This window comes from Erwinia sp. HDF1-3R, from assembly GCF_039621855.1.
In the GTDB taxonomy this organism is placed as follows: Bacteria; Pseudomonadota; Gammaproteobacteria; order Enterobacterales; family Enterobacteriaceae; genus Erwinia.
Map to the genome: position 1 here is coordinate 3007359 of NZ_CP155071.1, position 22344 is coordinate 3029702.

Consider the following 22344-nt stretch of genomic DNA (forward strand, 5'->3'; position numbering starts at 1 on the left):
AGCGTTGTTAGGGTGCAGCATCGGCGCCCTGAACGCGCCAGCGGGCTGCCGGATGCCGCGACGGGAGCCGGTCATGGTTAAACAGTTTTTTCCGGAGCGTGCCCGGCTGATAGGCAGTTTTATAACGTCCGCGCTGCTGTAGCTCCGGCACCACCCAGTCGATAAAGTCGATGTAGCTTTGCGGGTTCAGGATCCGGGTGAGGTTAAAGCCATCTATACCGGCTTCGTCCACCCAGGCGATCAGCGCTTCCGCCACCTGCGACGGGGAACCGACGATCAGCGCGTAGCGTCCGCCGAGGGCATGCTGCTCCAGAAGCTGGCGGCGGGTCCAGCCGCTGTAGGCCTGCGTTACGGACTCTATCGCCCGGGTGCTGCCGGTGTGGATCGGCTCATCGAGGCCGAACTGCGACAGGTCAATACCGGTGGAGCTGGAGAAGTGAGCAATCCCCGCCTCCGGGCTGGCGTAGCGCAGATAGGCCTGATGCTTTTCTCTGGCCTCTTTTTCGGTTGCCGCGACAATCACCGACACGCCCATCAATATTTTCAGATCCTCCGGTGCGCGCCCGGCTTCACGCGCCGCCTGGCGCAGCTTGTCCACCTGCGCCCGCATGGCCTGCGGCGTACTGCCATTCACAAAGGTGCATTCCGCATGGCGTGCGGCAAAGCGGATGCCCCGCGCGGAGCTGCCCGCCTGGAACAGCAGCGGCGTGCGCTGGGGGGAAGGTGAAGAGAGATGCACCCCTTCCAGCTGATAGAATTCGCCCCGGTGGCGGATGGGGTGAATTTTGCTGGCGTCGGCGTAGATACGCCGCTGGCGGTCGGCCAGCACCGCATCCTCTTCCCAGCTCCCTTCCCATAGCTGATAGCTGACGTCGAGAAACTCATCGGCCCGATCGTAACGGCGATCATGGCCGGAGAGTTCCGTCTGCCCCATCGCCCGGGCGGCGCTGTCCAGATAGCCGGTAACAACGTTCCACCCCACCCGGCCCCCGGTGAGATGATCGAGCGTGGAGAAGCGGCGGGCAAAGGGATAAGGCGCCTCATAGCTGAGGTTGGCGGTCAGACCAAAGCCCAGATGCTCCGTCACGCTGGCCATCGCCGAGACCAGCATCAGTGGATCGTTGACCGGCAGCTGGATGGCTTCGCTGGCCGTCAGGCCAATCCCCTGCTGATAGACGTCATACACGCCAAGGATATCGGCGATAAACAGGCCATCAAACAGCCCGCGCTCCAGCGTTCGCGCCAGATCCAGCCAGTAACCCAGGCGGTTAAACTCGATTGAGCGATCGTCGGGATGGGTCCACATACCGTGATGAATATGGCCGACGCAGTTCATATTGAAGGCGTTAAGCAGGATCGTCTTTGCAGGTTTCACAGCGTTCCCCTTCTCGGTGGCAGAACGCCGTTCAGCACGTAGTTACCGATAACCGGATATTTCCAGCGAACCGGATCATGCAGGGTATGGGTGCGGGCGTTACGCCAGTGGCGATCCAGATTATGCTCCCGCAGCGCCGAGCGGGTGCCGGACAGCTCAAACAGCAGGCTGGACGCCTCCAGCGCCAGTTCGGTGGTCCACGCGCGGGCGCAGGCTACCTGTACCGAGGCGGCAGCGACCCCCTCCGCATCAGGGTGATGCCCGGCGGCATCTATGGCTTCGCCTGCCTCGCTCAGCAGGGCGTCGCCCGCCGCCAGCCGCGCCGCTATCTGCCCCACCCGATCGAGGATCAGCGGATCCTCATTCGCCCGCTCCACGCCTGAATCAGGCCAGGGCCGTGCGCGCTGGTTGATAAACGCCAGCATGTCGCTGAAGGCCGCACGCGCGATACCCTGGTCAATGGCAGCGTGCATTATTTGCGCAAAAGGACCGAGGGTGGTCGGGCGCTCAAAGGCGCTTTGAAACGGCACGATATCGTCCGCCGCCACCTTCACCGCGTTAAAGATAACCGTGCCGCTGCCAGTGGTGCGCTGGCCGAAGCCGGTCCAGTCGTCAATCACGCTGACGCCTGCCTGATGGCGCGGCACGAACACCAGCTGCTCGCGGCCCTCAGCGTCACGCGCGGCGGTGGGAATGCGGTCAGCGTACAGCGCGCCGGTGGCGTAAAATTTCTGGCCCGTCAGCACCAGGCCCTCGCCGTCGGGCAGCAGCGAGGTGGTGCGATGATGCGCGGCGGATGAGCTGAATTCAGCCAGCGCGTTACCCAGATGCACCCCTTCCAGCACCTCCTGAAAGAAACGCCGCTGCTGCGCCTCGCTGCCGTTGACCCGCAGCACGTGTAGCGCATAGAAGTGGTTCTGCGGGATCTGCCCTATCGCCGCATCCGCCTCGCTGAGCAGGCTGATAACCTCTGCCAGCACCGGCGTGGAAACGTCTGCCCCGCCAAAGGCGGCCGGTACGGTTATCGCTCCAAGGCCGGAGGCGAATAGCGAGGCCAGCGGCTCAAACGGCAGTTCGCGCAGGCGGTCGCGCCGGGCCGCTTCGGCGCGGAACGTCTGCGCCAGCTCGCGGGCGACGCTGAGGGCCTGCTGGGGGGAGTGAATAATCGTGGCCGCTCTTTTGGCGAAAACCTGGCTCAGGGTCATGCTGGCCTCCTTAAATCCAGGCATGGCGCGCCGGGAAGATGCCGTTGAGGTAATAGTTGCCGATCGCATGATATTTCCAGCGCACCGGGTCGTGAAGCGTGTGGGTTCGGGCATTACGCCAGTGCCGGTCAAGCCCGTGTTCGGCCAGCGTTGCCCGGCTGCCGCCCCACTCCAGCAGCTTTTCGCTGGCTTTAAGCGCCACCTGGGTGGTAAGAACCTTGGCCTCAGCCACCGCAATGGACGCGCGCGCGGCCTGCTCAGCGCTCAGCGCCGCCGGGTCAATCTCATCCAGCACCCGGGCGGCTTTACGCAGCAGGGCCTCTGCCGCCAGCAGCTCGATATAAACGCGCCCGACGTCGGCCTGCAAATGGGGGTCATCAGCCTGGCGATCCACGCCCGCATCTATCCACGGACGGGCGTGGCGACGGGTAAACTCGCAGGCTTCATCAAAGGCCCCGCGCGCAATGCCCGCGTCAATGGCCGCCTGAATCAGCTGCGACACCGGTCCGCGCAGCGTGGGCTTATCTGCCGATGGCAGGGGGATCACCCGGTCCGGCGCAACCGCAACATTCTCCAGCCGCACGGTGCCGCTGGCGGTGGTGCGCTGGCCCATTCCCGACCAGTCATCAATCACCTCCAGCCCGTCGGCCGGGCGCGGAATAAATGCCATGACCGCCTGACCCTCATCGGTGATGGCGGTGGTCACCACAATGTGTGCAAACAGCGCCCCGGTGGAGTAGAACTTCTCCCCCGTAAGCCACAGACCGCCCTCGCGCAGGCGCAGGCGGGCCTGCACGTCGCGGGTGTGCCGACTGTTTTTCTCCGGGCCACCGTTTCCCAGCCGCTGGCCCGCGACCACCGCGCTGAACAGCGCGCGCTGCTGTGCCGGGGTACCCTCATCCCGCACAAACTGAATAATGCCGAAGTGGTTCTGCGGGATCTGCCCCAGCGACGGGTCGGCCGCCGAGATCAGGCGAAACACCTCTGCCACCGTACGCCAGGGCAGGCCGCCACCGCCGCAGGCCGTGGGTATTGATATGCTCCCCAGACCGGAGCGGCTGAACAGCGACAGCGCCTCAAGCGGGTAGAGACGATCGCGATCGCGGGTTGCCGCATCGCTTACCGCCAGTGCGGCCACGGCACGCGCGGCGGCCAGGGCCTGCTGCTCACTGAAAATCACCTTAGCTGCGCGACACATTACGCGACCTGCTGGCGGCGCTGGGCAAACTGATTCTCCGGCTCAGCCAGCCCGAGGTTTTCACGCAGGGTCTTCCCTTCGTACTCCTGACGGTAGAGGCCGCGCGCCTGAAGCAGCGGGATCACCTGATCCACAAAGTCTTCAAAGGCGGTCGGCGTGCCGCCGCGCACGATAAAGCCGTCGGCGGCCCCGTCGAGGAACCACTGCGCCAGGCCGTCCGCCACCTCTGCGGCGGTGCCGATAAAGCTGGGCCGCGGCGTTGCCTCCTCCAGCGCCACCTGACGCAGCGTCAGGCCCCGCTCGCGGGCGTAGCGCTTGATATTGTCAGTGGTGCTGCGGAAGCTGTTTTCCCCCAGCTCGCCAATCTGCGGGAAGGGATCATCCAGCACGTACTGGCTGAAATCATGGTGTTCAAAGTAGCGGCCAAGGTACTCCAGCGCCTTGTCGATGGTGACCAGTTCGGCGGTCTGCTGATAGCGGCGTTCAGCCTCTTCTGGGGTATTGCCGATAATCACGCTGATGCCCTGGAAAACGCGAATATCGTCGGCATTGCGTCCGCGCGCTTCCAGGCGGCGGCGAACGTCTTCGCGAAATGCTCTCGCCTGCTCCAGACTGTTATGCCGGGTGTAGATGGCATCGGCCGCTTCGGCGGCGAAGGCTTTACCCGCTTCCGATGCGCCCGCCTGGAAGATAACCGGCCTGCCCTGCGGCGAACGCCCCACGTTAAGCGGTCCCTGCACCGAGAAGTACTGCCCTTTATGGTTAAGGGTATGCAGCTTATCGGCAGCGAAGAATTCACCGCTGGCCTTGTCGCGCACGAACGCGTCTTTCTCCCAGGAGTCCCACAGCCCGGTTACCACGCGCAGATATTCACTGGCGACGCGGTAACGCTCATCATGTTCCGGGTGCGCGGCGCGCGAGAAGTTTTTCGCCGAGCCCTCCAGCGGCGAGGTCACCACGTTCCAGCCTCCCCGACCGCCGCTCAGGTGGTCCAGGCTGGCGAACTGTCTCGCCACGGTAAACGGCTCGCTGTAAGAGGTTGAAAGCGTCCCCACCAGGCCGATGTTCCGGGTGACCAGCGCCAGCGCAGAGAGCAGCGTGACAGGTTCAAAGCGGTTCAGAAAGTGCGGAATCGACTGCGGCGTGATGTACAGGCCATCGGCGACAAAAAGAAAGTCGATTTTCGCCTGTTCCGCCCTGCGCGCCAGTTCGATGACATAGTCCACGTTGATGCTGGCATCCGCGACCGCATCCGGGTGGCGCCATGCTGACATATTGCCGGAAACGCCCTGGATAATCGCGCCCAGCCGCAGCTGGCGTTGTGTCTGACTCATTCTGTACTCCTTACTGTGCGATTGTGGGGTGCAGACCGGGAAGGACCGGCAGCGCCTGTAACAGTTTTTGCGTCCACGGGTGCTGCGGTGCGGTAAAGACCTGGCACAGTTCGCCGCTCTCCACCACCTGACCGTTTTGCATTACCAGTACGCGGTCGGCGAGATGCTGGATCACGCCAAGATCGTGCGAGATAAACAGCAGTGCAGTGCCGTGCGCGGCCTGCATATCGGCCAGCAGATCGAGCACCTGCGCCTGCACCGAGACGTCGAGTGCGCTGACCGGCTCATCGGCCACCAGCAGCGCCGGATTGGGTGCAAAGGCGCGGGCGATAGCGACGCGCTGGCGCTGACCGCCTGAGAGTTGCTGCGGGTAGCGATTAAGAAAGCGGTCGCCGAGCTGCACCTCGTCCAGCAGTTGGCATACCCGCTGGCGACGTGCGTCGCCGTAAATACCGACGCAGTCCAGGCTTTCACCAATAATTTTTTCCACCGTGTAGCGCGGATCAAAAGAGCTGTACGGGTCCTGGGCGATCAGCTGTAAACGCGCCCGTCGGTCACGGCGTGCTTTCTCCGGGAGGCGATCCCAGCGGCTCCCCTCCAGCAGCAGCGTACCGCTGTCCGGCTCGCTGATGCCCATCACCAGTTTGACCAGCGAGGTTTTGCCGGAGCCGGACTCCCCCACCACGCCGAGAGTTTCCCCGGCGTGCAGGGTAAAGTTGATGTTATTCAGCACCTGCCGCTCACCGTAAGCCTTATGCAGCCCGATCGCCTCCAGCAGCGGCGCCCCGCCAGGCTGGGGTCGCGTCGGCAGAGGCACCGGTTCGGCTGAACTGAGGCGCAGACCGCGCGTGGCGGGTGTCGGCACCGCACGCAGCAGCCGCTGCGTCCAGGCATGCTGCGGCTGGCTGAGCAGCGGCCCGCAGTGGCCCTGCTCCACCACTTCGCCATCGCGCATCACCAGCACGCGATCCGCCAGCGCCGAGACCACCGCCAGATCGTGACTGATCAGCAGCAGCGCCTGGCCGTCGCGCCGTCGCTGCGCCAGCAGCTGGAGGATTTGCCGCTGTACCGTCATATCCAGCGCCGTGGTCGGCTCATCGGCGATCAGCAGCGCCGGACTGCCCGCCAGGGCGGTGGCAATCAGCGCGCGCTGGCGCTGGCCGCCGGAAAGCTGATGGGGGTAGCGATCGAGGCGGCTTTCGGCATCGTCGATGCCCGCCGCCTGGAGCAGCGCCACGCTTTTCTCCCGCAGCGGGGCGCCCGGCCGGTAGCCGGAGGCGGTTAGCGCATCGGCCAGCTGCTGCCCAATGCGCCGTAGCGGATCGAGCGAGACCAGCGCATCCTGTAGCACATAGCCGATGCGACGCCCGCGCAGCGCCTGCCAGTCGCGACGGCTGGCCTGCAACATGTCGCACCCGTCAATAACAAAGCGATCGGCACTGAAGGTGGCCCCCTCCGGCAGCAGCCCCAGCAGGCTGCGCGCCGTAAGGGTTTTGCCGGAGCCGGACTCGCCAACCAGCGCCACGGATTCGCCCGGCCACACCTGTAGACTGAGGTTTTTTACCACCTGCTGAGGGCCAAAGCGGATGGAGAGGTTGCGAATATCAATTACCGGCTGACTCATTGCGACCTCCCGGCAAAGCGCGTCTGCCAGTAGCGGCCCAGCGTGCTCACCGCCACCACCGTCAGGGTAATAAACACCCCCGGCCAGGCGGCGATCCACCAGGCGTTGCGCAGGTAGTTACGCCCTTCCGCCAGCATCAGCCCCCATTCGGCGGTAGGCGGCTGCGGCCCCATGCCGAGAAAGCTCAGCCCGGCGGTGCCGATAATCACGGTGCCCAGCCCGAGCGTCGCCAGCGCCGGAACCTGCGCCATCGCGTGGGGCAGAATATGCCGCACCGTTAGCCGGAAGCGCGACAGGCCAAAGGTGCGGGCCTGTTCAACGTAGCCGGAGGTCATCACGCTGCGCGTCTGCACCCGCACCACGCGGGCAAAGCGCGGCACCGACGCCACGCCCAGCGCAATAATCAGGTTAGCGGTGCCGGGACCGGTAAAGGCGATCAGCATCAGCGCCAACAGCAGGTCGGGAAACGCCGAGATAACGTCTACCGCGCGGCTCAGCAGCTCATCGACCACGCCGCGCGCCAGCGCCGCGCTCAGCCCCAGCAGCGTGCCGAAGATCACCGCCAGCGCCATCGCCGCCACGCTTATCAGCAGCGAGTAGCGGCTGCCATAGATAATCCGCGTCAGCAGGTCGCGCCCCAGCTGATCGGTCCCCAGCCAGTGCTGCGCCGAAGGGGGTAGCTGGGCGTTAACCGGGTCGGCCAGTAGCGGATCGCCGTGCGTCAGCCACTCAGGCGCCACCACGGCCAGCGCGACCAGCAGCAGAAACAGGCTGGCGCTCCAGACGGAGGCGGGCAGCGTCGGGGAGAAACGTGCGGAGAGAGCTTTCATCATCGGCTCTCCTCCCGCAGGCGTGGGTCGAGCCACAGCGCCAGAATATCCACCAGCGTGCTCATCACCACGTAGATCAGCGCCGAAAGGATCGCTACCGCCAGCACCACCGGCAGATCCTTCGCCAGCACCGCATCCACCGTCAGCTTGCCCAGACCCGGACGGCCAAACACCTGCTCGGTGATCACCGCCCCGCTCAGCAGCCCGCCCACCAGCCAGCCGGTCAGGGTGACGACCGGCAGGGCGGCATGGCGCAGAGCGTGACGCAGGCGAATCGTGGTTTCGCCCACGCCCCACGCGCGCAGCGTCAGGGTAAAGGGTGCCGCCAGCGCGCTTTCCAGCTCGCGCCGCAGCACCTGTGCCAGCACCGCACCCTGGGCAAGCCCAAGCGACAGCGCCGGCAGCACCAGCGAAGAGAGATGCCGGTCGCCCGCCACCGGGAACCAGCGCAGGCTAAAACTGAAGATAAACAGCAGCACGATGCCCAGCCAGAACGACGGCGTGGAAGCCAGCAGCAGCTCCAGCCCACCCGCCACGCGCCGACCCCAGCGGCGGTTTGCCGTCGCGACTGCCATTACCACGGCGAAGAGGATGCTGACCAGCAGCGCCGCCGCGGTCAGCTTCAGCGTCGGCCACAGCTGGGTGGTCAGCAGCTGGCTTACTTCGGTATTCAGGACGTAAGAGCGGCCAAAATCGCCGTGCACCGCGCGCCACAGATAGTGCAGATACTGCCACGCCAGCGGCTCATTCAGCCCCCATTCACTGCGGATAGCCGCCTCAATGGCCGGCGTGCGCGCCTGTTCACCAATCAGCAGGCTGACCGTATCGCCCGGTGCCAGATGGATGCCAAGAAACGCCAGCGTCACCGCCGCCCACAGCACCAGCACGCCGCCGGAGAGACGCCCGGCGATACGACGCACCAGCAGGCTGCGCCACAGCGCGGGACGCGGCGCGCGCGGCGGATGGGTTAAGATGCTCTCAAGACTCATGCTCGCCTCTCCCGGTTAGTGTTCGCTCAGCCAGATGTCGTAGCTATTTTCCGGCATCTGCTTAAAGCTGCGGAAACCGACGCCGTGGACATAGCTGGCCGCCGCAATCTGATCTTCCGGCTCATAGAGCGGCACCGCCAGCGCCTGCTTAATGAGTGCGTATTGCTGAAGATCGCTGTAGTTCTGCCGCTGCTGCGCCGCATCGAGCGTCGCCGCCGCGCGGTCCAGCCAGCCATTGATCTCCGGGCTGTTGACGCGGCTGTAGTTGATTGCCCCGCCCGCGTTGACCGGGCGATAGTGATTTTCAATATCAATGCCGTCGGTATCGGTGTTCGAGTTGGCTATCGAGCCAAATTTTCCGCTGTTGCGTACCTCAACGTAGGTGCCTGCGTCGACGTAGCGCAGCTTAAGCTCCACGCCAAGACGCTGCCGCGCCTGAGCCTGAAGCGCCTGGAGCAGCACGTCGCGCTGATCGCGCACCGTCGCCTGGGCCTGGATCACCTCGATGCTCAGCCGCTGACCGTTTTTGCTGCGAAAGCCCTGGCTGTCGCGCGTGGTCCAGCCTGCCTCATCCAGCAGTGAGTTAGCGAGCGCGGGCTGGTTGCCATATTTGCCCTCCAGCTCCTTGTTATAGAGCGGATCAACGGGTGAGGTAATGCCCCAGGCGCGGGTGCGCTCGCCGCGATAGACCGATTTCAGGATCGGATCGATATCCAGTCCCTGTAGCAGCGCCTGGCGCACTTTCAGCTCGCGGGTCGGGCCGTAGTCGACGTTCAGGAACAGCGAGTAAGGGGTTCCGGTGTTAAGCGCATGCTGATAGGTAAAGTCGGCGTTGTCCTTAAATTCCCCGGCATCGTTGCCGGATATCCCTTCAATCACGTCGACCTGTCCCGAAAGCAGCGCGCCGGTGCGCACCGAAGACTCCGGCAGAAAGCGATAGGTCACGCTGTCGAGATAGGCTGGTCCCTGATGCTGTGCAGTGGCCGGTGCCCAGTGATAGTTCGGGTTGCGCACGAAGGTCGCCTGCTGGCCTTTCTCATAACTTTCGAGGATAAATGGCCCGGTGCCGGCAATCTCCGTACCTCCCGACCTGAGCTGCGATGAATGCCAGCTGGCGGGGGCCAGGATCGGTAATTTCGCGGCGAAGGCGAGGAACGGGGCAAAGCCCTGTTTCAGCGTAATGGTCACGCTGTGGTCATCCGGCGTGTCGATGCGGGCAATGCGCACGCCCATCGCGCACAGGCTGCTGCCGGCACAGTATTGTGCATCCTGCAAATGGCGGAAATTTTCAGCTACCGCGCTGGCGGTCAGCTTCTCGCCGTTGGAAAAGGTGACGTCGGGGCGCAGGGTGAAGGTGAAGCTTTTGCCGTCCGGCGAGGCCTGATAGCCCTGTGCCAGCCAGGGAACGTAGCTGCCGTCCGGGCGGCGCGCCAGCAGCGATTCCCAGACGTTGCGCAGCACCACTTCCGCCTTCGACTGGCCGTTAAGCTGCGGGTTAAACGGAACGGGCTCGGTCTCGACGCCCCAGGTCAGGCTGCCGCCACGGTGAGGCTGTGCGGCGGCAAGGGCAGAGACACTGCCCAGCAGGCAGGTAAAACTCAGCGCAAGGGCGAGCGAATTCACTTTCATATTATTCCCGGTCGTTGCAGGTGTTATTTTTAAGGCCCTGAATCAGGCAGGCTGTATAATTTCAGCGACCTCTGGGGGCGCAATGGCGATAAACTCTTTTTTCAGAAAAACCAGTTCCTCGCCTAATTTATTGGTGCGATAACAGAAAGGCTGGTAGCCACGACGTAAATAAAGTTCGCTAAGCCAGGGATGCTTAATGGCCGTGGCTAAATAGACGCCCGGAGCTTTTAGTGTCTCCTGCAATAAACGGCGTTCGGCCCAGTCAATTATTTTTCGGCCATAGCCCTGACCTTTATAATCCGGGTCGACGGCAAACCAGTGAATAAACGGCAGTGCCGCAGGCGCGCTGGCGTCCTGCGCCCAGGGCAGGCGCACGGTTACGGTGGCGACCGCGCGCTGCCATTTGCGCAATACCAGCACCGTCTCCTGCTCGATGGTGGCGCGTACCTCGGCCACCGTCCCCTGCGTAATGGTGAAATGGATATTCTCACGCAGGAGTGATGCATAGGCGCGTTGTAATAAAGCGAATATTTCTTCCGCGTCGTCGGGTTTTGCCACCTGAACAGATTGACTCATAGCTGCCGCTTCCTTAATTCATCACCGCTAAATTATTAGAATTCGGCGAAATGAATGTAAACCGACAATAATGACAATCGTTTTGTTGAATATGGGAATAAACGCCTGACCGGGACCGGTCAGGCGGCATCTACCCCGCTGGCTGCGACGGCGCGCAATAATGCCCTGGCGATATTATCGACCAGACGGTCATTTCGCCGGGTCAGCATTTGCGCAACGCTGACCGTTTTCGCTGCCTGATACAGGCGTCCGCTGCCGATCGCCGCCTCAAACTGATTGGCGAGGCGATGCACAGCATCCAGATCGCAGTCGACCAGCAGTACCGCATGCGCCAGCACCACGTGGCGGCGCGGCTCTCCGACCGGCTGGCCCGGGATCGCCTGCCAGTACTGGGCGGTACCGGCGATTTTTCGCGCCTGCTCACCCTCGCCACAGGCAAGGTTAAAGCGTCCGTCGCAGAAGGAGCCTTCTACGGCCTGAAAATGGGTTGCCACGCCTGAATCGGCCAGCGCCCCACTGAGCACGCCGCACAGTTGGTGATAAACGCCCTCTGCCGCTTCGCCCAGGGTGCGATCCGTGGACCAGGCCAGGCTGAGGTTGAGGATCCCCGGTCCCTGGGGCACCAGCCCGCCGCCCGATTTGCGCATAAATACCGGGCAGCCCGCCGCCGCAAATTGCTCACGTACCGGGGCCAGCGAGGCATAGCGTTTGTAGCTGGCGGGCACCACCAGCGACTGTGGCCCCTGCCAGACCTGTGCCACCGGCTGGCCCGCAGCGGCGGGTTGAAACAGCCCGGCTTCCGCCAGCGTCGGATCGGCATAAAACCCTAACTGCGGTGGCCGCAGCGAAAACTGGCCGCCCTGAGCGGCGGCCATGACATCATTTTCCATTCCGTTCCTTATCCGGCCCCGATATGCTGCTGGAGCAGCCGGTTAACCTGCTGAGATTTTTCCATCTGTGGCATATGCCCTGCGGCGCTGAGGATCTCGACCTGACTGCCGGAAGGCGCATGCTGCGCGTCACCGGCAGGGATAATCGCATCCTCCTCCCCCCAGATCACCAGCAGCGGTGGCGAGCAGCCATCCAGCTCGCGCCCGGGCAGAGCAGACTGCTGACCCGCGGCAAACAGGCCCTGATGAAGCGCGTTCAGGCTCTCCGTCACACCGTCCAGCCGCTTATATTTAAGCAAATCATCCAGCATCTGGCGACTCACCAGGCTGCGATCGGCGAAAAGCAGTTCAATCACCGGTTTCAGCTCACGCCGCGACTGCGCATCAATAAAGCCCTGAGTGTAAGCCTGATTAATCTGCGGCCCAAACCCGGCGCTGCCAATCAGCGACAGCGTGCGCACGCGCTGGGGCGCATCCAGCGCCAGCCGGGCAGCAATGGCCCCGCCCAGCGAATGCCCCACCAGATGCGCGGCGGGCAGCGCCAGCGCATCCATAAACGCCGCAATAAAATCCGCCAGCTCGTCCAGTCCACTGCCCGCCAGCCGGGTTTGCGACTGGCCGTGCGCGGGCAGATCCAGCGCGATAACCGTCGAGGTGGGAAAGGCATCCAGATTAAACAGCCAGTTATCCAGATCGCCACCAAAGCCGTGGATAAACAGCACCACCTCCTCGCCCTCTCCCTTGCGCTGGTAGCGTATCCGCAGGCCGTTGACCTCAACAAACTGGTCGGCGGAAACCGCCTCGTCCTCCTCCTCCTCCCCCACCGGCAACACCCAGGCCTGAATAAACTGGTCAATCTCCTGCTCGCTAACGCTGTCAGCGGCCAGGACGCCGAGCAGCGCTTTCACCGGCAGCACATCCCCCTCTTCCGCCACCCTGCGCCGCAGCACGCCGCCGTCTGTCGCCTCCACCGCGTTGGCGATTTTATCGGTTTCCACATTCAGCACCGGCATACCCGGCACGATAGTCGCTCCCTCTGCTACCAGCCATTCATTGACCGTACCTTCACGCATTGACAGCCCCCATTTGGGCATCACTACCGGAATGATCCTGGCTTCGCTCATCACTGTTTCCCCCTGTAGCTGATGGTACGTTTTACCGCCTCAATAATGCGGGCGGCGCTGGGAATATACTGGTCCTCCAGCGTCGGCGAGAACGGCACCGGGGTGTGCGGCGCGCAGACCATTTCGATCGGGGCTTTTAAGGCCGCAAACGCATGCTGCGCGACCTGCGCGGCAATGTCGGTGGCGATGTTGCAGCGCGGATGCGCCTCATCGACCACCACCAGGCGTCCGGTGTTCTCCACGGTTTCCAGTACCGTGTCGAGATCGAGCGGCGAGAGTGAACGCAGATCGACCACCTCCACGTCAATGCCCTGTTTTGCCAGCTGCTGTGCGGCATCCAGCGCGCGGTGCACCATCAGGCCGTAGGTGACAATGGAAACATCGCGGCCATCGCGTACGATGCTGGCCTCGCCAAAGGGGATGGCGTAAGGGCTTTCCGGCACCTCCCCCTCCAGACCATAGAGGTTTTTATGCTCGCAGAAGATCACCGGATCGTTGTCGCGGATCGCCTGAATCAGCATGCCTTTGGTGTCGTACGGCGTGCTCGGGCAGACCACTTTCAGACCGGGAATATGCGTAAATATCGGGGTGAGCATCTGTGAATGCTGCGCGGCGGCGCGAAAGCCTGCACCGACCATCGCCCGGATCACCACCGGCGTTTCCGCCTTGCCCCCGAACATATAGCGAAACTTTGCCGCCTGGTTGAAAATCTGATCGAAGCAGACCCCCATAAAGTCGATAAACATCAGTTCAGCAATCGGTCGCATGCCACAGGCCGCTGCGCCAATCGCTGCGCCCACGTAGGCCGACTCCGACAGCGGCGTGTCGAGCAGGCGGTCGCCGTGTTTGGCATACAGCCCTTTGGTGACGCCGAGTACCCCTCCCCAGGCATCTTTTTCCCCCTCCGCGCCCATACCGCCCACAATGTCCTCGCCCAGCATGATGACGCTGGGGTCGCGGGTCATCTCCTGATCGATCGCTTCGTTGATCGCCATTTTCATGCTTAATTTTCTCGCCATCATCGTTCCCCTCAGTAGCTGACATAAACATCGGATAGCAGTTCGGCTGCGGCCGGTTCCGGCGCGGCTTTTGCCGCGGCGACCGCCTGCTCGATCAGCGCCGCGACCTCCCGATCGACGTCGTTAAGCGCCGCCGCGCTGAGAACGCCGCGCCGTTCCACCTGCGAACGAAACAGCGTCAGGCAGTCCTGATTTTCGCGGACAGACGCCAGCTCATCCGCCGCACGGTAGGTCTGAGCGTCGCCCTCGAAATGGCCGTAGAAGCGCACCATTTTGCACTCCAGCAGCGCGGGGCCGCCGCCTTCCCGCGCCCGGCGGATCAGTTCGCCCGCCGTTTCATACACCGCAAAGAAGTCGGTGCCGTCCACGGTGACGCCGGGCAGGCCGAAACCGGCCGCGCGGTCAATGTAGCTGTCCACCGCCGTGCCGTAGCTGCGCGAGGTGGCCTCGGCGTAGCCGTTGTTTTCAATGACAAAAATGACCGGCAGGTTCCACACCGCCGCCAGATTGAGACTCTCCAGAAAGGTGCCCTGGTTGGCGGCACCATCGCCAGCAAAGGTGATCCCCACCTCCCCCCGGCCGCGAAATTTAGCCGCCAGCGCCGCGCCGCAGATCAGCGGTGCACCCGCCCCGAGAATGCCGTTTGCCCCCATCATGCCTTTGCTCAGGTCGGCAATATGCATGGAGCCGCCCTTGCCGTTGCAGGCCCCGCCGCTTTTGCCGTAGATCTCTTTCATCATCGCGACAACATCCACCCCTTTGGCGATGCAGTGCCCGTGGCCCCGGTGAGTACTGGCGATGCGATCACCGTCGTTCAGGTGCGAGATAATGCCTACCGCCGTGGCCTCCTCTCCGGCATACAGATGAACAAAGCCGGGGATATCGCCACGGGAAAAGTCCACGTGCAGGCGCTCCTCAAAATCACGGATGGTGCGCATCCGACGGTAAACGCTCAGGAGCTGGTCACCACTGAGCAGGCTGCTGGTATTGCTCGCGTCTCTGTTGTTCATCGTTGTCTCCAGATCGGTCAGGGTAAAGAGGGTGCAGGGCCAAACCCTGCACGCAGTAATCCGGCCGCGGCGGCGAAATGCAGGCAGGCGTTGATATCAAGGGAGCGAAATGCCCTTTCGCGCAGGGCGATCGTAAGGTGGTGCTGCGGGCCGAAGGTCAGCTCGCGCTCGCCGTCCACGGCGAGGGTGCCCTCACGGAGCAGGGGGCGCTGAGGCTGCGCCACATTCAGGCGCTGCCAGCTGCGGATCGCCACGCGATCGACGATGCCGGGCGCAACGGGTGCCAGCAGCTCTCCGCCGCCGGGCCCAAAGGTGATCTGCAGGCCGCCCGCTTCCCGTCGCCCAACCGGCTGTAACAGGCCACCGATAGCCGACAGCCCCACCGCGTGCGGTTCGGCAAAGCTAAGGAACAGCTGTGACAGGCCGCCGCTGCCCCACACCGATCGCGCGCCAATAAACCGTTCGTCAGTGATGGCGGCGTCCACCAGGGCAATATCGCGCTGTGTGGCACCCTGGCCATCGCTCAGGGTGATATCCAGCCACTTATTCCACACCAGCGCCTGCGCGGCAGGAATGCGTCCGCTGGCGTACAGCCCAAGCGCCAGGCCCAGCACCGTCGGCTCGCGCAGCTCCGGCCAGGCGTTGTTGGTGCCGGTAGAAAGCCCGACAATCGGCACGCTGCCGCAGTGTCGCGCCACGGCCCGCAGCGTGCCGTCGCCCCCCAGCACCACAATCGCCGCCGCGCCTGTTTCGCACAGCATTGCGGCGGCCTGGAAGCTGTCGTGCACCGTGGCGCTGACCGCCATCGGCAGCCAGCTAAGCTGCGGCAGCCGCCGGTCAGGCCGCTGCGCCTGCTCACGCAGCAGCAGCGCGCGCAGCCCTTCGCGATCCGGCATCATGCGCACTTCCCGGATGCCGCAGCCTGCCAGCGCGACCATCATACGCAGCAGCAGATTGACCCGCTCGGCCAGCGGCAGCGAGCCCGCATGACCGGTAACGCGGCGAATATCGCGGGCGGATACCGGGTTGGCAATGATGCCGACCCAGGGGGCGGAAGGGGCTGTATCTGGCGCGGTCATCGGCTTTCCTCCGGGGTTATCTGTCAGAGACAACGCAAAGGATGTGCCAATACTGTAAATAACATGTTAAATATATGTTTATAAGAAGGTTATCGACCGGGCATCACCAGGGGGTCAGCGAGAAGTGTTACAGGTGTCACCGGGTACAGGCTGTCACAGCGGGACAGGTGTCACCCCAGGGACAGGTGTCACCCCAGGGACTGATACAGCCTGCGGTTACAATGTGCTGAACGGGTGTTAATCGCGGGACTGATACAGCCTGCGGTTACAATGTGCTGAACGGGTGTTAACCGCGGGACTGATACAGCCTGCGGTTACAATGTGCTGAACGGGTATTAACCGCGGGACTGATACAGCCTGCGATTACAATGTGCGGGACAGGTGTTAACCCTGGGATTAATGCAGAGCGTCGTTACGATTGGGAGAGCGGATGCCAAAACGCTGCATACGACGATAGAGCGTCATCCGGCTGATGCCCATCTGGCGGGCAACCGCGCTGAGGTTCCAGCGCGCGGCGCGCAGATACTGCATCAGCAGCTGTTTCTCAGGCAGCGGGGCGGGAGCGATATCGGGCGGTAGTGGATAAGGCGGATGCCGTAAGGCCATCTCATGACTCGCTATCGACGGGGCATTCACTATCGACGGGGCATTCGCTCCGCGATTGAGGAGGCTTTCCGGCAGATCATGGACTTCAATACGTTCGCCATCGCAGATCGCCGTGGCGTAATCAAGCGCGTTGCTCAGTTCACGCAGGTTGCCGGGCCAGCGGTGCTGACGCAGACATTCCCGGGCCGCCGCACTGAGCTGCACCTTCCCGCCGAGCATTTTGTCGATCAGCCAGTCAAGATCGCTGCGCTGGCGCAGCGGCGGAAGGGAGATAAGCGCCCCCTGCAGGCGATAGTAGAGATCGGCACGAAAGCGCCCCTCTTCGACCCGCTTCTCCAGCGCGTGATGCGAAGCGGATAATACCCGGATATCCACCGCCACCGGCTGTGAGGCACCCACGGACAGCACTTCCCGTTCGGCCAGCACCCGCAGCAGCCGCGTTTGCATCTCCAGCGGCATATCGCCAATCTCATCGAGAAACAGGGTACCGCCGTCGGCCTCGCGGATCAGCCCGCGCCGCGCCTTACTGCCCGCCCCGGTAAAGCTGCCGGGCAGGTGGCCGAAAAGCTCGCTTTCGATCAGCGCCGCCGGGATGGCCGCGCAGTTGACCGCAATGAACGGCCTGTCGCGGCGGTCGCTGGCCTGGTGATACGCCCGGGCAAACACCTCTTTACCGCAGCCGGTTTCGCCGTGCACCACCAGATTCAGCGGCGCCGCGAGCAGCCGAGCCGCGCGCTGTAGCTGCTGCTCCAGCAACATATCGCCCCCGCTCAGCGCTGCCAGCGGGGCAGGCAGCCGTGCTGGCGCGGTAATCACCTGTCGTGCAGGTCGTCGCGCAGGCTGCTGTGCCGTGACATAGAGCCGTTCACCGCTGTTAATCCTCTCCAGCGTGCCCTGCTGACCCCTGGCGCTGGCCAGCCAGTCCGGGAGGCAGTCAAGGGTGGTATTAAACAGCTGCTCAATCGGCATGCCCAGTAGCGTACTGCGGGCGTGAGGCGATGGCGCCGCGATCCCCAGCTCTTTTTCCAACATACGCTGGGCGCGATGATTATGACCGGCCACCCGACCGCTGGCGTCAAAGGCGATCAGGAAATCCGGGCTGACCTCGACAAAGGGTGAGGCCGGGCTGAGTTGTAACACCCAGTCTGAGCGGTGTCGATGCCCGAACCAGGCGTTCTCTATCTGATGAGCGTAGAGTTTGGCGATCTGCAACGCCAGCTGCTGGCTCGCTTTTGGCTGCGGCGAGCTAAGCGCGGAGATATCCAGGATGGCGTTGAGCTGCCCCTGCGGATCGAACAGCGGCACCGCGCTACAGGTCAGAGGAATATGCGTGGCGTCGAAGTGATCGGCCTGATGCACGGTTAGCGCCTTGCCGGTTGCCAGCGCGGTGCCGACTGCGCAGGTTCCCGCCCAGGCCTCTGACCAGTGCGCCCCGAGGTACAGCCCGGCGCGACGCAGGCCGTCCTCCGCCGCGGAATCGCCAAGGTAATCAACCGTGACGCCCCGGGCATCGTTCAGCAACACCACATACCCGGCCCCGGCGATTTGCTTATAGAGCACGCTCAGCCCGTGATGCGCAATACGCCGAAACTCGTCGAGATCGTCACGGTGCTCGCGCAGCTCATGCCACGGCAGAATGCGGACATCCTGCATCCGGCTCGGGTCAAGGCCGTGTGACTCGACGCAGCGCTGCCAGGACTCCCGGATGGTAGGATCCTGCTGAAAACCGCCCCGCCGCAGGGCGGTATTGCTGAGGCTGTCTACGACGGTGGCAATATGGTCGCGCTGGCTCTGATTCACGCTGGACTCTCCTGCGGGGCTTACGGGTATGCCGGACATTCACGGCAGGCAACAGAAAAAGCGGCATAAACAGCCCCTGTCTGTATGCAGAGTAATAAGCGAGCCGGGTTTTACAAGGGACAGGAGGGGATTCTGTGATCGCCTGCAAAGCGTGGCGTGTTAGCTAAGCAGCTGCATCAGCCCGGCGATCATCGGCTGCATCTCTTCGGGCGTCGCGCCCGTTTTCCCCAGCACCCGCATTCCCTGCTGGAGCGTGAGCAGCAGCTTAGCGATAACGGCCGCCTCCAATCCGGTGTGCAGCGAACCGTCGCGCTGCGCTTCCGCCGCCAGTTCGCAGAGCTGTGCTTCACGTTTGCGATGCTGGGCCGCAATGCGCCCGGCGATCTCTTCATCGGCCACGGCCAGCTCAGCGGCGGTTTCAACCACCATGCAGCCCGTCCGGCCCGCCGGCCCGGTACTGTCCCGGGAGTAGTGCTGCAACAGCGCCTCGATTTTGTTACGGCCGCTGCTTTGCTCCGCCAGGCAGGTGCGGATTGCCTCCGCCCGCAGCAGCATATAGCGGTCCAGCGCCGCCAGAAACAGCCCGCGCTTGTCGCCCCAGGCCTTATAGATGCTGCCGGACGTCAGCCCCAGCGCGCCATTGAGATCCGAGATGGACGAGCCATGGTAGCCATATTCGCTAAAGCGAATGATGGCTTTATCCAGTACCGCGTCCCCGTCAAATTCACGGGGACGGCCAGGGCGAAGAGTCAGTGCGGTTTTCGTATTCATGCGAATCATTATAGAGAACGCTCGTTTCCGAAGGAACAGGTTCCGGCTAAGTAATACGTCGGCAACACCATCCCATCAACGTTGGGATAGTCTGCCAGCCGCTCTGCGGTGAAATGGGATAGACCCGTTCCCCCTTCAGGCCGCATTAATCAATGACGATATTCATGCGGGCGGCCAGGCGCAGGAGGATCTCAAGCGTCTTTCGGTCATGAATAACGGCCCGGGTGTCCACTATCGCCAGCGCGCCGTGTTGAATGCGATCGCCAAAGAACACCCAGGCATTGCCCTGATGCTGGCGTGATGGCCACTCCAGCCCCTGAATATCCGCATGCTGCTGATAAATGTGTTCAGCCCACTCCCGGGTAAAGGCATATTCATCGGCCTCACAGTGGATCAGCTTCTTACCGGCGCGCATTTTCACCACCGAGGTGTGATCAATACGAGCCACGACCAGATCCTGCTGGAGGATAAGCTCGCTGTGGCTTTTATCGATCAGGTTTTTCTGCGCAAAGACGATCTTGCTTTGTGAGACGTCGACATCATGAAAGAGGACTTCACAGATGGCGACCGCGGTGCTTTCGCCGGCGTAGAGGGTGGGGATAACGCGCTGCGTAACGCTGTTGCCGATTGGGCTGAAACGCGCATCGCCGTGGAGCGTATTATTGAAGCCGTTTCCCTGATAGAGGGAGGGATGGAGCCGAAACAGATGCCTCCCTGCATCAAGAGTTTTCCTTTCAATCTCCAGGTTGCCATGGGGTTTGGGAAAGGGTGTGGGCAGACCCTTTTTAGCCATGCTGGATGCCATCCTTAGCCGCCAGGGCTGCACGTATAACCTGACCTTTGTCGCGGGTTAGCAGATCCCTGGGCTCCTGCCCGCCCAGCCAGCTGTTACCGCTGCTGAACCAGTATGCCAGCGACCAGCCACTTTTCTCATCGCCAAAAATATCCAGTATCTCTTTTACCACCGGCAGCGGCTGATAGGCATCGTCAAGACAGTACCGGGGATACAGGTTTTTCCCCCGCCACGAGATAGCAAAGATTTTGTTTCGACGCTTCCAGGTATTCGGTCCGGCGCTGCGGTTTTTGTTTTCAAACCCCACGGCATCAGAAAGCTGGCTGGCATCCAGCCACTCTGTTTCCGCGACGATCTGGTTTCTCAGGTTCTCCTTACGCTGGTTATTCTCAGCGCGGTACTCCTCAAACCCGGCAAAAATATCAAAGGCGGCGTCTTGCTTCGCGTCAGGGGTCGCCTTGACCTCACCCTCTTTCACGCTGGCAAAGGCATTGCTCAGCCCCAGCGAGGCCAGGAAGGCGTTAGTTTTATCTTCAACACCCTTTTCATCCGGCAGTTGCGCGTCAGGCTTACGCCCGGAACGGTTCCTTACCGGGATAACCAGGTACTGCACGTCAGTATCGGTTTCAAGCATCCGCATGGCGCGTGCATCCACCAGTACGGGCCACTGATAGCGCACGGTCGGCGCGACCCTCTTCTCTTTCGCTGGCATAACCCACTCCTGATAGCCTGATGATGTTGTGTATATTGAGTATATAGCATACTTTTTAAACATCAAGCGAGGCGTGTAGAGGGTAAGCCAGGAATGGGTGAGCCGTTCAGCGCTACGCTTTCCCCCGGCACCAGTAGACCATAACACAGGCAGGATCGCGGTTGAGGTGGTGTTCATTAAGCAGGCAGCGGCGGATGGCGTACTGTCTGAAATTCCCTCTCTGAGCCGGTATCCGTCAGGCGTTTCTGTCTGTTATCAGCTAACATACTGTAAAGCCACCAATTAAGAGCGGGACAAAACCATGACTCAGCCTGTTGCTCCACAGGGCCTTAGCGTTCACGAGGCGCTGGATAAACTCGATTCACTCTATGAACAGGCGGTAACCGCGCTGCGCGAGGCGATTGTTGACTACGTCAGCAGCGGCACGCTGCCGGATGAGGCGCAGCGTGCCAGCGGACTGTTTGTCTACCCCGAACTGCGCGTCAGCTGGCACGGCGACGGCCCCGGACACCGACTGTCGCGCGCCTTTGGCCGCTTTACCCAGCCAGGCCGCTATACCACCACCGTCACCCGTCCGGCGCTGTTTCGTCACTATCTGACCGAACAGCTGGAAATGCTGGCCAGCGAATACCCGATCACGCTTGACGTTCGCCCCTCACAGCAGGAGATCCCCTACCCCTATGTGATTGATGGCTCCAGTATGACGCTGGATCGATCCATGAGCGCCGGGCTGGCCAGACACTTCCCGAATACCGAGCTGGCACAGATCGGTGATGAAAATGCCGATGGCCTCTATCAGCCCGGCGAACAGTTTCCGCTGTCGCATTTCGATGCGCTGCGCACCGACTTTTCACTGGCCCGGCTGCGCCACTATACCGGTACGCCGGTAGAACACTTCCAGCCATGGGTGCTGTTTACCAACTACACGCGCTACGTGGACGAATTTGTGCGCTGGAGCTGCGAGCAGATTGCCGACCCGAACTCTCCCTATGAGGCGCTCTCCTGCGCGGGTACGGTTTACCTCACCGCCGACACGCCGAACCCCCAGGAGACGCTCTCCGGCCTTGCCTGGAAGAATCATCAGATGCCCGCCTGGCACCTGATTGCGAAGGAGGGTAAAGGAATTACGCTGATCAATATTGGCGTTGGCCCGTCTAACGCCAAGACCATCTGCGACCATCTGGCGGTGCTGCGCCCGCATGCCTGGCTGATGATCGGCCACTGCGGTGGGCTGCGCGAGAGCCAGAGCATGGGCGATTACGTGCTGGCACACGCCTACCTGCGCGATGACCACGTTCTTGATGCAGTGCTGCCGCCGGATATCCCGATCCCAAGCATTGCTGAAGTGCAGCGCGCGCTGTATGACGCTACCCGGCACGTCAGCGGCAGGCCGGGCGAAGAGGTTAAGCAGCGGCTGCGCACCGGCACGGTAGTGACCACCGACGACCGCAACTGGGAGCTGCGCTATGCGGCTTCGGCGCGGCGCTTTAACCTTAGCCGCGCGGTGGCAGTGGATATGGAGAGCGCAACGATCGCCGCCCAGGGCTATCGCTTCCGCGTGCCTTACGGCACGCTGCTTTGCGTCTCCGATAAGCCAATTCACGGCGAGATCAAACTGCCGGGCCAGGCGAATCGCTTCTATGAGGGCGCCATCTCAGAGCACTTACAGATCGGTATCTACGCTATCGATCTGCTGCGCGCCGAGGGTGACAAGCTGCACTCCCGCAAGCTGCGCACCTTTAACGAACCGCCCTTCCGCTAACGGCGCTCAGGGCGGCTG

Annotated in this window: 19 protein-coding genes; 1 reads left to right on the forward strand and 18 read right to left on the reverse strand. The window is 62.7% G+C overall.

Annotated elements, in window-relative coordinates; all coding sequences use genetic code 11:
* Positions 1–7: 7 nt before the first annotated feature.
* The 18 genes from AAGR22_RS13750 to AAGR22_RS13835 form a co-directional block, all read right to left on the reverse strand.
* The gene (locus AAGR22_RS13750; RefSeq protein ID WP_345828034.1) at positions 8–1375 is read right to left on the reverse strand and encodes an LLM class flavin-dependent oxidoreductase; all 1368 of its coding nucleotides are present in this window, start codon (positions 1373–1375) and stop codon (positions 8–10) included.
* Entirely contained in the window at positions 1372–2580 is a 1209-nt protein-coding gene (locus tag AAGR22_RS13755; protein WP_345831604.1) for an SfnB family sulfur acquisition oxidoreductase, read from the reverse strand. The genes AAGR22_RS13750 and AAGR22_RS13755 overlap by 4 nt, the downstream gene beginning before the upstream one ends.
* 10 nt (positions 2581–2590) lie before the next feature.
* Positions 2591–3778 (reverse strand): SfnB family sulfur acquisition oxidoreductase, encoded by a 1188-nt coding sequence (locus tag AAGR22_RS13760; protein WP_345828035.1) that lies wholly within the window; start codon positions 3776–3778, stop codon positions 2591–2593.
* Entirely contained in the window at positions 3778–5112 is a 1335-nt protein-coding gene (locus tag AAGR22_RS13765; protein WP_067707179.1) for an LLM class flavin-dependent oxidoreductase, read from the reverse strand. The genes AAGR22_RS13760 and AAGR22_RS13765 overlap by 1 nt, the downstream gene beginning before the upstream one ends.
* Positions 5113–5122: 10 nt before the next feature.
* A complete protein-coding gene (locus AAGR22_RS13770) occupies positions 5123–6736 on the reverse strand; it encodes an ABC transporter ATP-binding protein (protein ID WP_345828036.1) in 1614 nt (537 codons plus the stop codon).
* On the reverse strand, positions 6733–7566 hold the full coding sequence (locus tag AAGR22_RS13775) for an ABC transporter permease (RefSeq protein WP_067707437.1): 834 nt from the start codon (positions 7564–7566) through the stop codon (positions 6733–6735). The genes AAGR22_RS13770 and AAGR22_RS13775 overlap by 4 nt, the downstream gene beginning before the upstream one ends.
* Entirely contained in the window at positions 7566–8555 is a 990-nt protein-coding gene (locus AAGR22_RS13780) for an ABC transporter permease (RefSeq protein ID WP_345828037.1), read from the reverse strand. The genes AAGR22_RS13775 and AAGR22_RS13780 overlap by 1 nt, the downstream gene beginning before the upstream one ends.
* Positions 8556–8570: 15 nt before the next feature.
* Positions 8571–10184, reverse strand: a complete 1614-nt coding sequence (locus AAGR22_RS13785) for an ABC transporter substrate-binding protein (protein WP_345828038.1) — start codon at positions 10182–10184, stop codon at positions 8571–8573.
* 42 nt (positions 10185–10226) lie between these two features.
* The gene (locus tag AAGR22_RS13790; RefSeq protein WP_067707191.1) at positions 10227–10760 is read right to left on the reverse strand and encodes a GNAT family N-acetyltransferase; all 534 of its coding nucleotides are present in this window, start codon (positions 10758–10760) and stop codon (positions 10227–10229) included.
* A 119-nt stretch (positions 10761–10879) separates the two neighbouring features.
* On the reverse strand, positions 10880–11635 hold the full coding sequence (locus AAGR22_RS13795) for a lipoate--protein ligase family protein (RefSeq protein WP_231877640.1): 756 nt from the start codon (positions 11633–11635) through the stop codon (positions 10880–10882).
* A 23-nt stretch (positions 11636–11658) separates the two neighbouring features.
* Positions 11659–12774: an acetoin dehydrogenase dihydrolipoyllysine-residue acetyltransferase subunit gene (locus tag AAGR22_RS13800; protein ID WP_345828039.1), complete on the reverse strand. Its 1116-nt coding sequence runs from the start codon at positions 12772–12774 to the stop codon at positions 11659–11661.
* Positions 12774–13793 (reverse strand): alpha-ketoacid dehydrogenase subunit beta, encoded by a 1020-nt coding sequence (locus AAGR22_RS13805; RefSeq protein ID WP_345828040.1) that lies wholly within the window; start codon positions 13791–13793, stop codon positions 12774–12776. Before AAGR22_RS13805 ends, AAGR22_RS13800 begins: the two co-directional genes overlap by 1 nt.
* Positions 13794–13804: 11 nt before the next feature.
* Complete coding sequence (locus AAGR22_RS13810; protein ID WP_345831605.1) at positions 13805–14770, reverse strand: thiamine pyrophosphate-dependent dehydrogenase E1 component subunit alpha; 966 nt, start codon at positions 14768–14770, stop codon at positions 13805–13807.
* 50 nt (positions 14771–14820) lie between these two features.
* Positions 14821–15882 carry an NAD(+)/NADH kinase gene (locus AAGR22_RS13815; protein ID WP_345828041.1) on the reverse strand — a complete coding sequence of 354 codons (1062 nt, stop codon included), beginning with the start codon at positions 15880–15882 and terminating at the stop codon, positions 14821–14823.
* Between the two features lie 396 nt (positions 15883–16278).
* Positions 16279–18288, reverse strand: a complete 2010-nt coding sequence (locus tag AAGR22_RS13820; protein WP_345828042.1) for a sigma-54-dependent Fis family transcriptional regulator — start codon at positions 18286–18288, stop codon at positions 16279–16281.
* Between the two features lie 159 nt (positions 18289–18447).
* Entirely contained in the window at positions 18448–19059 is a 612-nt protein-coding gene (locus AAGR22_RS13825) for a TetR/AcrR family transcriptional regulator (RefSeq protein ID WP_067707444.1), read from the reverse strand.
* A gap of 145 nt (positions 19060–19204) precedes the next feature.
* The gene (locus AAGR22_RS13830; RefSeq protein WP_345828043.1) at positions 19205–19852 is read right to left on the reverse strand and encodes an RES family NAD+ phosphorylase; all 648 of its coding nucleotides are present in this window, start codon (positions 19850–19852) and stop codon (positions 19205–19207) included.
* A complete protein-coding gene (locus AAGR22_RS13835) occupies positions 19845–20564 on the reverse strand; it encodes a hypothetical protein (RefSeq protein ID WP_345828044.1) in 720 nt (239 codons plus the stop codon). Before AAGR22_RS13835 ends, AAGR22_RS13830 begins: the two co-directional genes overlap by 8 nt.
* A 301-nt stretch (positions 20565–20865) precedes the next feature.
* On the opposite strand from AAGR22_RS13835, the gene AAGR22_RS13840 reads away from it, so the two are divergent.
* Positions 20866–22326: an AMP nucleosidase gene (locus AAGR22_RS13840; RefSeq protein WP_067707223.1), complete on the forward strand. Its 1461-nt coding sequence runs from the start codon at positions 20866–20868 to the stop codon at positions 22324–22326.
* The last annotated feature ends 18 nt before the right edge of the window (positions 22327–22344 follow it).

What these genes read in the sequence shown, in the direction of transcription:
- AAGR22_RS13755 (WP_345831604.1), bottom strand. Translation starts at nt 2,580, where the DNA reads ATGACCCTGAGCCAGGTTTTCGCCAAAAGAGCGGCCACGATTATTCAC.
- AAGR22_RS13760 (WP_345828035.1), bottom strand. Translation starts at nt 3,778, where the DNA reads ATGTGTCGCGCAGCTAAGGTGATTTTCAGTGAGCAGCAGGCCCTGGCC.
- AAGR22_RS13765 (WP_067707179.1), bottom strand. Translation starts at nt 5,112, where the DNA reads ATGAGTCAGACACAACGCCAGCTGCGGCTGGGCGCGATTATCCAGGGC.
- AAGR22_RS13770 (WP_345828036.1), bottom strand. Translation starts at nt 6,736, where the DNA reads ATGAGTCAGCCGGTAATTGATATTCGCAACCTCTCCATCCGCTTTGGC.
- AAGR22_RS13775 (WP_067707437.1), bottom strand. Translation starts at nt 7,566, where the DNA reads ATGAAAGCTCTCTCCGCACGTTTCTCCCCGACGCTGCCCGCCTCCGTC.
- AAGR22_RS13780 (WP_345828037.1), bottom strand. Translation starts at nt 8,555, where the DNA reads ATGAGTCTTGAGAGCATCTTAACCCATCCGCCGCGCGCGCCGCGTCCC.
- AAGR22_RS13785 (WP_345828038.1), bottom strand. Translation starts at nt 10,184, where the DNA reads ATGAAAGTGAATTCGCTCGCCCTTGCGCTGAGTTTTACCTGCCTGCTG.
- AAGR22_RS13790 (WP_067707191.1), bottom strand. Translation starts at nt 10,760, where the DNA reads ATGAGTCAATCTGTTCAGGTGGCAAAACCCGACGACGCGGAAGAAATA.
- AAGR22_RS13795 (WP_231877640.1), bottom strand. Translation starts at nt 11,635, where the DNA reads ATGGCCGCCGCTCAGGGCGGCCAGTTTTCGCTGCGGCCACCGCAGTTA.
- AAGR22_RS13800 (WP_345828039.1), bottom strand. Translation starts at nt 12,774, where the DNA reads ATGAGCGAAGCCAGGATCATTCCGGTAGTGATGCCCAAATGGGGGCTG.
- AAGR22_RS13805 (WP_345828040.1), bottom strand. Translation starts at nt 13,793, where the DNA reads ATGGCGAGAAAATTAAGCATGAAAATGGCGATCAACGAAGCGATCGAT.
- AAGR22_RS13815 (WP_345828041.1), bottom strand. Translation starts at nt 15,882, where the DNA reads ATGACCGCGCCAGATACAGCCCCTTCCGCCCCCTGGGTCGGCATCATT.
- AAGR22_RS13825 (WP_067707444.1), bottom strand. Translation starts at nt 19,059, where the DNA reads ATGAATACGAAAACCGCACTGACTCTTCGCCCTGGCCGTCCCCGTGAA.
- AAGR22_RS13830 (WP_345828043.1), bottom strand. Translation starts at nt 19,852, where the DNA reads ATGGCTAAAAAGGGTCTGCCCACACCCTTTCCCAAACCCCATGGCAAC.
- AAGR22_RS13835 (WP_345828044.1), bottom strand. Translation starts at nt 20,564, where the DNA reads ATGCCAGCGAAAGAGAAGAGGGTCGCGCCGACCGTGCGCTATCAGTGG.
- AAGR22_RS13840 (WP_067707223.1), top strand. Translation starts at nt 20,866, where the DNA reads ATGACTCAGCCTGTTGCTCCACAGGGCCTTAGCGTTCACGAGGCGCTG.